Origin of the sequence: Pseudonocardia sp. NPDC049154 (assembly GCF_040648315.1) — a bacterium.
Lineage (GTDB): Bacteria > Actinomycetota > Actinomycetes > Mycobacteriales > Pseudonocardiaceae > Pseudonocardia.
In genome coordinates this window covers 9,449-19,136 of record NZ_JBEZDN010000148.1, presented here as the reverse complement: position 1 = coordinate 19,136, position 9,688 = coordinate 9,449, and the positions used below count along the sequence as shown (strand labels likewise).

Sequence of the window (9,688 nt, the reverse complement as noted above, 5' to 3'; positions counted from 1 at the left end):
CACGCCGGAGCCGCCCGGCTCGTGGCGGGCGCCCGCTCGGCCGCCGCCCGGGAGCGGGCCTCCGCCGCCGGGGCCGACGCCGTGGTCGCGCTGGACACCGACGACGTCGCCGAGCTCGCGGGCCGGTTCGCCGAGGCCGCCGGCGGCCCGGCCCAACTGGTCCTCGACCCGCTCTACGGCGTGCCGGCCGCCGCCGCGGCCCAGACGCTCGGGCCCGGCGGACGGCTGGTCAACCTCGGCAGCTCCGCCGGGGAGACCTTCCCGGTCGACTCGTCGACGCTGCGCAGCCGCTCGCTGCGGGTGCTCGGCTACACGAACAACGCCCTGACCAGGGAGGAGCGCGCCGAGTCGGTCGCCCACCTCGCCGGGCAGGAGCTGACCGTCGCCCACGAGACCGTCCCGCTCGCGGACGCCGGCGCGGCCTGGGAACGCCAGGCCGCGGGCGCTGCGCAGGGCCGGATCGTCCTCGTCGTCTGACCCCCTGGAGGACCCCGTGTCGCCGTCGCTTCCGCTGCTGCCCACCTCCCTGGTCGGCAGCTACGCCCAGCCCGAGTGGCTGATCGACCGCGCCCGACTGGCCGGCCGCTTCCCGCCCCGGGTTCGCGCCCGCGAGCTCTGGCGGATCCCGCCGGAGCACCTCGCCGAGGCCCAGGACGACGCGACCCGGGTCGCGATCCGGGAGCAGGAGGAGGCCGGGCTGGACATCGTCACCGACGGGGAGATCCGGCGGGAGAGCTACTCCAACCACTTCGCCACCGCGCTCGAGGGCGTCGACGTCGACAACCCCGGCACCGCGCTGGACCGCAGCGGGCACCCCAACCCGGTTCCGCGGATCGTCGGGCCGATCTCCCGCCCGCGCCCCGTGCAGGTCGACGACCTGCGCTTCCTCAAGGCGCACACCGACCGCACGGTGAAGATGACGGTCCCGGGGCCCTTCACCATGTCCCAGCAGGCGCAGAACGACCACTACCCCGACCTGGAGTCCGCGGCGATGGGCTACGCCGCCGCCGTGAACGACGAGATCCGGGACCTGTTCGCGGCGGGCGCCGACGTCGTCCAGATCGACGAGCCGTACCTGCAGGCGCGCCCCGACGCCGCCCGGGCCTACGGGCTCGCCGCGCTGAACGCCGCGCTCGAGGGCATCACCGGTACCACCGTCGTGCACCTCTGCTTCGGCTACGCGGCGATCATCCACGAGCGCCCCGAGGGGTACTCGTTCCTGCCCGAGCTGGCCGGCTGCACCGCCGACCAGATCTCCATCGAGACCGCGCAGTCCGGGCTGGACCTGGGCGTGCTCGCCGACCTCGGGGACAAGACGATCCTCCTCGGCGTGATCGACCTGTCCGACCACGCCGTGGAGTCCGTCGAGACGGTCGCGGCACGGACGCGGCGCGCCTTCGACCGCCTCCCGCCCGAGCAGATCGTCATCGCCACGGACTGCGGGATGAAGTACCTGCCGCGCGACTCGGCCGTCGGCAAGATGCGGGCGATGGCGGGCGCCGCGGCCCTGCTCCGGGAGGAGCTCGCGTGACCGGACTCAGCCGAGCGAGTCGCGCCAGGCGATCCACTCCTTGAGCAGCGAGAGGTCGTAGTCCGGCCCGCCGACGCCCACCGTGAACAGCGAGACCCCGACGTCGAGGAGCTCCTGTGCGGCCTCCGCCGGCGGCTTCTGCACGCCGCAGGACCGGACGATCTCGCCGGGGTCCCTGCCGATGTCGCGGCAGTGCCCGTCGAGCACGGCGCACTTGTGCCGGACGGTGTCGGCGTCGCCGAAGCCGTGCCAGATCGTGGCGTGCTCGGCGGTGAAGCGCAGTGTCTTCTTCTCCCCTCCGCCGCCGATGAGGATCGGGATGTCGCGGGTCGGGGCCGGGTTGAGCCTCGACCAGCGGTCGCGGATGCGCGGCAGGGCCTCGCCCAGGTCGTCGAGCCGGCGGCCGGCGGTCTTGAAGTCGTAGCCGTACTCGGCGTAGTCCTTCTCGAACCAGCCCGAGCCGATGCCGAGGATGAGCCGGCCCTGCGAGATGTGGTCGACGGTGCGGGCCATGTCGGCCAGCAGCTCGGGGTTGCGGTAGCTGTTGCAGGTCACGAGCGCGCCGATCTCGACGCGGCTCGTGGTCTCGGCCCAGGCCCCGAGCATGGTCCAGCACTCGAAGTGCTTGCCGTCGGGGTCGCCGTAGAGCGGGAAGAAGTGGTCCCAGTTGAAGACGACGTCGGCGCCGGCCTCCTCGGCGGCGAGCAGCGTGTCGCGGATGCGGCCGTAGTCGGCGTGCTGCGGCTGCAGCTGCAGCCCGATGCGGACGGGAGCGGTCATGCCGCCAATCGTGCTCTCGATCGTGCGCTCGGACATCCCGGGGCCGATGAGTTCTCACGCCGTTCACGGTCCACCGGCCGTCGACCCGAGGAGGCACACCATGATCAGCGGCATCCACACCGTGGCGCTCACCGTGCGGGACCAGGACCGGGCGCTGGAGTTCTACGTCGGGGCGCTGGGCCTGGAGAAGCGGAGGGACGCCCCCTTCGGCGAGGGCCGCTGGATCGAGGTGGCCCCGGCCGGCTCGGCGACGTCGATCGCCCTGGTCGCCGGCGAGCCCGCACCGGGCGGGCTGGGTACCGCGGTCCGGCTCGCCAGCCCGGACGCCGACGCGGCCCACGCCGACCTGCGGGAGCGCGGCGTCGACGTCGATCCCGAGGTGCTGCGCCTGGGCGAGTACGCCCCACCCATGTTCACCCTGCGCGACCCGGACGGGAACGTGCTCGTGGTGGTCGAGATCACCCAGTAGCGGTCAGTCCTGACTGTTACTGTCCGGGCATCCCCAGCGCAGAGGAGGAGCCCGTGAGCGAGCAGGACGCCCTCGCCCGCCGCACGATCCTGATGTCCGGCGGCAGCCGCGGCATCGGGCTGGCCATCGCCGTCGCCGCCGGCCGGCGCGGCGCCAACGTCGTGATCCTGGCCAAGACCGACCAGCCCGACCCGCGCCTGCCCGGCACGGTGCACACCGCCGTCGCCGAGATCGAGCAGGCCGGCGGGCAGGCCCTCGCCGTGGTCGGCGACGTCCGCAAGGAGGAGGACGTCGAGCGCGCCGCGGCGCAGGCCGTCGAGCGGTTCGGCGGGATCGACATCGTGGTCAACAACGCCTCGGCGCTGAACCTCACCGGCACCGAGGAGCTCAGCGTCAAGCGCTACGACCTGATGCAGCAGATCAACTCGCGCGGCACGTTCCTCCTGTTCAAGGCCGCGCTCCCGCACCTGCGCAAGTCCGACCGGGCGCGGGTGCTCACCCTCTCGCCGCCGGTCACGATGGCGCCGCACTGGCTCGGGAAGTTCCCGGCCTACGCGCTCTCCAAGTTCGGAATGACGATCCTGACGCTGGGCTGGGCCGCCGAGTTCGCCGACGCCGGCATCGCCGCCAACTGCCTGTGGCCCGAGACCGCGATCAAGACCGCGGCCGTGCAGAACCTGCTCGGCGGCACCGACACCGTGGACCGCTCGCGCGACCCGGAGATCATGGCCGACGCCGCCGTCGCCGTGCTGTCCCTGCCGCCGCAGCGCAGCGGCGAGACCTTCATCGACGTGCAGATCCTGCGCGAGACCGGCGTCACCGACTTCACCCGCTACGGCGGCGGCGACGACCCCGAACTCGACTTCTTCGTCGACGAGCTCAGCTGATTTCTCGTCCAGACCGGTGAACGGCGCTCTCGCTCATTCCGGGTGAGCGAGAGCGCCGTTCGCTCCTGCCCTGGCGCCCGGTCAGAAGCCGATGGGCAGGCCCGCGTAGTTCTCGGCGAGGCCCATCCGGCCCGCCTCGCTGGCCGCGACCCAGCGCAGCTGCGAGAGCTGGAGCTGGGCGTCGAACGGGTCGCCGGACTGGTGCAGCATCGTCGTCATCCACCAGGAGAAGTGGGTGCAGCGCCAGACCCGGCGCAGGGCCGTGTCCGAGTAGGCGTCGGCGAGCGCGGGGTCCTTGTCGCGCAGCAGCGCGGCCAGCGCCGGGGCGAGCAGCGCGACGTCGGCCACCGCGAGGTTGAGCCCCTTCGCGCCGGTGGGCGGCACGATGTGGGCGGCGTCGCCGGCGAGGAAGAGCCGGCCGTGGCGCATGGGCTGCTGCACGAAGCTGCGCATCGGCAGCACGGACTTCTCGGTGACGGGGCCGGGGGTGAGGGTCCAGCCGTCCTGGCCGTGGCCGAGGCGGGTGGCGAGCGCGTCCCAGATCCGGTCGTCGGACCATTCGTCGATGTCGGTGCCGTTCGGGACCTGCAGGTAGAGCCGGGAGACGTGCTCCGAACGCATGGAGTGCAGCGCGAAGCCGTCCGGGTGCCAGGCGTAGATCAGCTCGTCGGTCGACGGCGCGACGTCGGCGAGGATGCCCAGCCAGGAGTACGGGTAGACGCGCTCCCAGGTCTGCTTGACGGCGTCGGGCACGGCGGCGCGGGAGGGGCCGAAGGAGCCGTCGCAGCCCACGACCACGTCGGCGTCGAGACGCTCGGCGGTGCCGTCCGGGCCGGTGAAGGTGACGTAGGGCTGCTCCGTCTCCAGGTCGTGCACCGCGGTGTCGGTGACCTCGTAGCGGATCTCCTGACCGGAGGCCTCGCGCGCCTTCCCGAGGTCCTTGGTCACCTCGGTCTGCCCGTAGACGGTGACGCTGCGACCGACGAGGTCCACGAAGTCGAGGTGATGGCGCTCGCCCGGCCACTGCAGGTAGATGCCGCGGTGCTCGTCGCCCTCCCGGGCGAGCCGCTCCCCCAGCCCGACCTCGTGCAGCAGCTGCACGGTGGAGTGCTCCAGGATGCCCGCGCGGATCCGCGCCTCGACGTACTCGCGGGAACGGGTCTCGACGATCACCGACTCGACGCCCGCGCGGTCGAGCAGGTGGGACAGGAGGAGCCCGGCGGGGCCGGCGCCGACGATGGCGACCTGGGTACGCATGGGAGGAGTGTGTCCGCCCGGCCGCCCGACGCCTAGCGCGACCTTTCACTCAGTGGAAAGCGAACGGCCGATACCGGCCGCCGCGACCTGCAGGGCCGCCACCAGCCGGGCCCGCCCGCGCCGCAGGTCGGGAACGACGAGCCCGAGCGCGGCCACGACCTGGCCGTCCGCGCCGCGTCGCACCGGGACCGCGACCGAGCAGGCGCCGGGGCTCATCTCCTCGACGGTCTGCGCGAACCCCTCGCGGTGCACCCGGCGCAGCTGCTCGCGCAGCCGGCCGGGCTGGGTGATCGTGTACGGGGTGACGCGCGAGAGGTCGGCGAGGACGGCCCGCAACACGTCGTCCGGGGCGTGGGCGAGCAGGACCTTCCCGACGCCGGTGGTGTGCAGCGGGAGCCGCCCGCCGACCCGACTGACCACGGGCACCGTCGCGCGGCCGGAGAGCCGGTCGAGATAGAGCACCTCGGTGCCGGCGCGCTCGGCGAGGTGCACGGTCGCGTGGGTCGCGGCATAGAGGTCGTGCAGGAAGGGCGCGGCGACCTGCCGCAGCTCCGCCTGCACGGGCGCGAGCAGGCCCAGGTCCCACACCCGCCGTCCGACGACGTACCGGTCGCTCCGCCGCTCCAGCCCGCCCAGCCCGACGAGCTCCCCCGCCAGCCGGTGCGCCGTCGCCAGCGGGAGCCCGGCCCGCTCCGCGAGTGCGGTCAGCGAGAGCGCCCGATGCTCGGCGTCGAACGCCCCGAGCAGCGCAAACACCCGCGACGCCACACTCGCCCCCGGGGTCGACAGGTTGCCCGCCACACTCCCGATCCTCCCACTCGGCGACAACCACCCCCGCCCGCGAGTCGGGAGTTCCGGCACCGCGAGTCGCGAGTTCCGGCACCGCGAGTCGCGCTCTGGCCCCCGCGAGTCGCGCCCTCCGCACCCGCGAGTCGGGGCCGGCGACGTGGCACGACAAGTCGGCCGCAGGTGGAGCTTGAGCAGGCCGCCGCGGGGTGGCGGCACACCCCGAGAAGGAAGAGCGATGACCGCCCCCGCCACTCGGTCCAGGCCCAGCCGGGCGGGGCGCCGTCGACCTCCGGGCACCGGCCGAGCGCGGCCGTCCAGCCGGGCAGACCCGACCGGAACGCCTCGACCAGCGCGGACTTGCCGCCGCCCGCGTCCGCTTCCACGAGCACGACGGCCGCCCCGGACCGGGCGCGGTCGGCCGCGGCCCGCAGCCGCTCCAGCTCGGCGGCCCGCCCCACGATCGGCGGCCCGGGCTCCGGCGCGAGTGCTCGCGGCGCGGCGACGCGCTCGGCCTGGGTGAGGACGTCCTGTTCCACCGCCCCCAGCTCCGGCCCCGGGTCGACGCCCAGCTCCTCGGCCAGCCGTGTGCGCGCCGCCGCGAGCACCGCGAGCGCGTCCGCCTGGCGGCCGGTGCGGTAGAGGGCGAGCGCGAGCAGCCGCACCGCGTTCTCGCGCAGCGGCTGGTCGCGCAGCAGCAGCTCCAGGTCGGGCACGACGTCGGCGGCCCGGCCCCGCGCCAGCCGGGCCTCGGCGAGCCGCTCGGTCGCGACGAGCCGCAGCTCGCCCAGCCGGGCGGCCTCCGGGGGGCCCAGCGCTCGTCGGCGAACTCGGCGAGGGCGGGGCCCGACCAGGAGCGCAACGCCTCGGTCAGCAGCTCCTCCGCCCGGTCCGGCGGGGCGACCGCCGCGGCGTCGAGCAGCGCGCCCACGCGGCGGGAGTCCAGGCCGTCGATGGGCAGCCGTAGCGCGTACCCCGGCGGCTCGCTGACCAGCACCGTCGCCGGGGTGCGCGGCCGCCGATCCGGTTCGAGCACCCGCCGCAGGTGCGAGACGTGGACCTGCAGGGCGCCGAGCGCGCGCGGCGGCGGCTCGCCGCGCCACAGGTCGTCGACGAGCAGGTCGGTCGAGACCACCTCGCCGCCCGCCACGGCGAGCCGAGCCAGCACCGCGCGCTGCCGTGGCCCGCCCAGGTCGACGGGCACGCCGGCGACCTCGGCCCGGTCCGGGCCGAGCACCGCGACCCGGACCACCACGGCGTCGGTCAACCCGATCTTCGCGCGCCCGCCCAGATCGGGCGGGCAAAACAGTCGGTGGTGCCGGGAAACCCGGCCGGAGCCGACTACCCTCCCGGGCATGGCCGCACCGACCCCGCGTCGCACCCAGGGCGAGCGGCGGGCCAGCAGCCACGCGCTGATCCTCGACGCCGCCGTGCGCAGCCTGGTGGAGGACGGCTACTCCGGCGCCACCACCGTGACCATCCAGGAGCGCGCCGGGGTCTCCCGCGGGCGGCTGCTGCACCACTTCCCCTCCCGGACCGCGCTGCTCGTCGCCGCCGCCCAGCACCTCGCCGTCGAGCGGATCACGGACATGGAGAGCTGGCCGCACGCCACGGCCAGCGGCGCCGAGCGCATCGACCGGGCGGTCGAGCTGCTCTGGGAGACCTTCCGCCAGCCCTACTTCTGGGCTGCGATGGAGCTGTGGACGGCCGCCCGCACGGACGAGACCCTGCGCGCCGAGCTGCTGCCGGAGGAACGGCGGCTGGGCCTGGCGATCCAGCACGTGGTCGCGGCGCTGTTCGGGCCGGTCCACTCCACCCACCCGGCGTTCGACGACGTCCGGGAGCTGATGTTCACCAGCATGCGCGGCGTGGCGCTGACCTACGCGATCGACCCGCGCGACCCCACCACGGACCCGCACCTGGACCTGTGGAAGCGGCTCGCGCGGCAGATGCTCACCGACGGTCTGACCTGACCGGTACCCGCGAGAGGACACCATGGAGTTCGAGACGCTCACCGTGGAGGCGAAGGACGGCGTCGCGCAGCTGCGGCTCGACCGGCCCGCCCAGGCCAACGCGCTGAACCGGACGCTCTGGTCGGAGCTGCGCACGGCCGTCGACGCGCTCGACGCCGACCCGACCGTCCGCGTGGTGGTGATTGCGGGCAACGGGAAGCACTTCTGCGCCGGTATCGACCTCGAGATGCTCGGCAGCCTGCGTGCCGGCACAGGGGCGGACTGCGCGGGTCGGGCGGCGGAGGCCCTGCGCCGCACGATCCTCGACCTGCAGGACGTGATCACCAGCGTCGAGCGGTGCCGCGTCCCGGTGATCGCGGCCGTGCACGGAGCGTGCGTCGGCGCCGGGATGGACCTCGCCACCGCCTGCGACCTGCGGTACAGCACCGAGGACGCGCGGTTCGTGGTGAAGGAGATCGACATGGCCGTGGTGGCCGACGTCGGCGTCCTGCAGCGGCTGCCGCGGATCGTCGGCGAGGGCGTGACCCGCGAGCTCGCCTACACCGGCCGGACCGTCAGCGGCGGCGAGGCGCTCGGCCTGCGGCTGGTCAACGGCGTGTACCCCGACGCCGAGGCGCTCACCGTCGGGGTCGCCGAGCTGGCCGCCTCGCTCGCCGCCAAGCCGCCGCTCGCCCTGCGCGGCACCAAGCACGCGATCACCTACGCCCGCGACCACACGGTGGCCGACGCACTGGACCAGGTCGCGACCTGGAACGCGGGCATGCTGATCTCGGCCGACCTCGACGAGGCCCTCGCCGCCGCGATGGAGCGCCGCCCCGCCGTCTACCGCGACTAGAGGCCCCGGCCCTCCTCGGCCGATCAGGTGATCGCGGTTGAGCGCCTAACGACCGTTTGGCAGTGTCGGACGCACACCGAGGGAGGTGCGGACATGCCACGGATCACGCCGCTGCCCGTCGACGAGTCCGGCAACGCGGTCACCAACAGCGTCCTGGCCAGGACGCTGGGCCGGCGCCCCGAGATCCTGAAGGCCTTCGCCCGGCTCGACGCGGCGACCCGGTTCCACGGGCTGCTACCGGGGTCGCTCAAGGAGGCGCTGCGCCGGGCCACCGCGGGCGAGATCGGCTGCGAGTACTGCGCGTCGCTGGACACCGGCGACCGCCCCGGCGCGGCCGACCGGCGCGAGTCGCTCGCCGTGGCCTTCGCCCAGCTCATCGCGCAGGACCCGGCCGGGATCACCGGCGCCCAGTTCGACGTCCTGCGCGAGGAGTTCACCGAGGACGAGATCGTGGAGCTCGTCGCCTTCGTCTGCCTGGTCGGGGTGGCCGGGCAGATGTTCGGCGCGGTCATGGGGCTGGAGGCGGCCGATCCCGCGGAGGCGGCCGAGTACCAGCGGGTGGTCTCCGGCCGTGGGTGAGCGGCTCCACGGGCTCGCCGACCCGCTGCGCCCGCTGTACACCTACCTCGACCGCGTCGACGCCGGCGACGTCGAGGCCATCGGCGCCCTGTTCACCGAGGACGGCGTCTACGACATCCTCAACACCGAGTACCGCGGGCCGGCGGACATCGTCCGGTACCTGCGGACCGCCCTGTCCGCCTGGGAGCGGACCAGCCACCACGCGAGCAACGCGTTGGTGGACGTCGACGGGGACACCGCCCGGATTTCGGCGAGCCTCTACGCGTACCACGCCGGCGGCGAGACCGTCTGGCACTTCTGGGGCCGGTACACCCAACGCCTCGTCCGCCGCGGCGACGGCTGGGCGATCGCGCACATGGCACTGATCGGCATCGCGTCCGACCCGCCCGGCGATCCTGCGCAGTTCACCGGCCATCCCGACCGCCGCCCGGTGGAGGCGCCCTGACCGCGCCGTCGAGCCCGAGGCGATCCTCGCCCTGCGGACCGCCCGGGAGAAGGCAGGTGGGACGCGCGGAGCAGGATCGGCGCAGGTCGGCCGCGGTCGTGAGGGGGGGGCGGGGGCCCGCGCGGCCGGGGCCCCGCCACACGGCC

Annotated in this window: 12 protein-coding genes and 2 pseudogenes; 8 read left to right on the top strand and 6 right to left on the bottom strand. The window is 74.4% G+C overall.

The genetic code is table 11. From position 1 onward, the window contains the following. Positions 1–477: zinc-binding dehydrogenase (locus tag AB0B41_RS38135; protein ID WP_358211899.1), on the top strand; the 477-nt coding region annotated here is incomplete at its 5' end. Between the two features lie 16 nt (positions 478–493). Then, positions 494–1,531, top strand: a complete 1,038-nt coding sequence (locus tag AB0B41_RS38130) for a uroporphyrinogen decarboxylase family protein (protein WP_358211898.1) — start codon at positions 494–496, stop codon at positions 1,529–1,531. 6 nt (positions 1,532–1,537) lie between these two features. On the opposite strand, the gene AB0B41_RS38125 is transcribed toward AB0B41_RS38130, so the two are convergent. Beyond that, positions 1,538–2,311: an LLM class F420-dependent oxidoreductase gene (locus AB0B41_RS38125; RefSeq protein ID WP_358211897.1), complete on the bottom strand. Its 774-nt coding sequence runs from the start codon at positions 2,309–2,311 to the stop codon at positions 1,538–1,540. A 100-nt stretch (positions 2,312–2,411) separates the two neighbouring features. On the opposite strand from AB0B41_RS38125, the gene AB0B41_RS38120 reads away from it, so the two are divergent. Both AB0B41_RS38120 and AB0B41_RS38115 read left to right on the top strand, forming a co-directional pair. Next, on the top strand, positions 2,412–2,780 hold the full coding sequence (locus AB0B41_RS38120; protein WP_358211896.1) for a VOC family protein: 369 nt from the start codon (positions 2,412–2,414) through the stop codon (positions 2,778–2,780). 53 nt (positions 2,781–2,833) lie between these two features. Further along, positions 2,834–3,667, top strand: coding sequence for an NAD(P)-dependent oxidoreductase (locus tag AB0B41_RS38115; RefSeq protein WP_358211895.1), 834 nt, complete (start codon positions 2,834–2,836; stop codon positions 3,665–3,667). Positions 3,668–3,748: 81 nt separating this feature from the next. On the opposite strand, the gene AB0B41_RS38110 is transcribed toward AB0B41_RS38115, so the two are convergent. The 5 genes and pseudogenes from AB0B41_RS38110 to AB0B41_RS38090 form a co-directional block, all read right to left on the bottom strand. Next, on the bottom strand, positions 3,749–4,924 hold the full coding sequence (locus AB0B41_RS38110) for a 4-hydroxybenzoate 3-monooxygenase (protein WP_358211894.1): 1,176 nt from the start codon (positions 4,922–4,924) through the stop codon (positions 3,749–3,751). Positions 4,925–4,969: 45 nt separating this feature from the next. Then, positions 4,970–5,725, bottom strand: coding sequence for an IclR family transcriptional regulator (locus AB0B41_RS38105; protein ID WP_358211893.1), 756 nt, complete (start codon positions 5,723–5,725; stop codon positions 4,970–4,972). Next, on the bottom strand, positions 5,629–6,171 hold the full coding sequence (locus AB0B41_RS38100) for an AAA family ATPase (RefSeq protein ID WP_358211901.1): 543 nt from the start codon (positions 6,169–6,171) through the stop codon (positions 5,629–5,631). Before AB0B41_RS38100 ends, AB0B41_RS38105 begins: the two co-directional genes overlap by 97 nt. A 72-nt stretch (positions 6,172–6,243) precedes the next feature. Beyond that, positions 6,244–6,576: pseudogene (locus AB0B41_RS38095) on the bottom strand (BTAD domain-containing putative transcriptional regulator); the annotation flags it as partial. Positions 6,577–6,686: 110 nt separating this feature from the next. Beyond that, positions 6,687–7,067, bottom strand: a pseudogene (locus AB0B41_RS38090) (winged helix-turn-helix domain-containing protein); the annotation flags it as partial. Here AB0B41_RS38090 and AB0B41_RS38085 point away from each other — a divergent pair. From AB0B41_RS38085 to AB0B41_RS38070, 4 genes are all read left to right on the top strand, one after another. After that, positions 7,066–7,683, top strand: a complete 618-nt coding sequence (locus AB0B41_RS38085) for a helix-turn-helix domain-containing protein (RefSeq protein ID WP_358211892.1) — start codon at positions 7,066–7,068, stop codon at positions 7,681–7,683. The pseudogene AB0B41_RS38090 and the gene AB0B41_RS38085 overlap by 2 nt on opposite strands. 22 nt (positions 7,684–7,705) lie before the next feature. Then, complete coding sequence (locus AB0B41_RS38080; RefSeq protein ID WP_358211891.1) at positions 7,706–8,518, top strand: crotonase/enoyl-CoA hydratase family protein; 813 nt, start codon at positions 7,706–7,708, stop codon at positions 8,516–8,518. Positions 8,519–8,611: 93 nt separating this feature from the next. Further along, entirely contained in the window at positions 8,612–9,097 is a 486-nt protein-coding gene (locus tag AB0B41_RS38075) for a hypothetical protein (protein ID WP_358211890.1), read from the top strand. Next, complete coding sequence (locus AB0B41_RS38070) at positions 9,090–9,542, top strand: nuclear transport factor 2 family protein (protein WP_358211889.1); 453 nt, start codon at positions 9,090–9,092, stop codon at positions 9,540–9,542. The genes AB0B41_RS38075 and AB0B41_RS38070 overlap by 8 nt, the downstream gene beginning before the upstream one ends. Positions 9,543–9,688 lie beyond the last annotated feature (146 nt).

Excerpts from the sequence above, each read along its gene's own strand:
- AB0B41_RS38085 (WP_358211892.1), top strand. The coding sequence starts at position 7,066 with ATGGCCGCACCGACCCCGCGTCGCACCCAGGGCGAGCGGCGGGCCAGC.
- AB0B41_RS38125 (WP_358211897.1), bottom strand. The coding sequence starts at position 2,311 with ATGACCGCTCCCGTCCGCATCGGGCTGCAGCTGCAGCCGCAGCACGCC.
- AB0B41_RS38120 (WP_358211896.1), top strand. The coding sequence starts at position 2,412 with ATGATCAGCGGCATCCACACCGTGGCGCTCACCGTGCGGGACCAGGAC.
- AB0B41_RS38110 (WP_358211894.1), bottom strand. The coding sequence starts at position 4,924 with ATGCGTACCCAGGTCGCCATCGTCGGCGCCGGCCCCGCCGGGCTCCTC.
- AB0B41_RS38075 (WP_358211890.1), top strand. The coding sequence starts at position 8,612 with ATGCCACGGATCACGCCGCTGCCCGTCGACGAGTCCGGCAACGCGGTC.
- AB0B41_RS38080 (WP_358211891.1), top strand. The coding sequence starts at position 7,706 with ATGGAGTTCGAGACGCTCACCGTGGAGGCGAAGGACGGCGTCGCGCAG.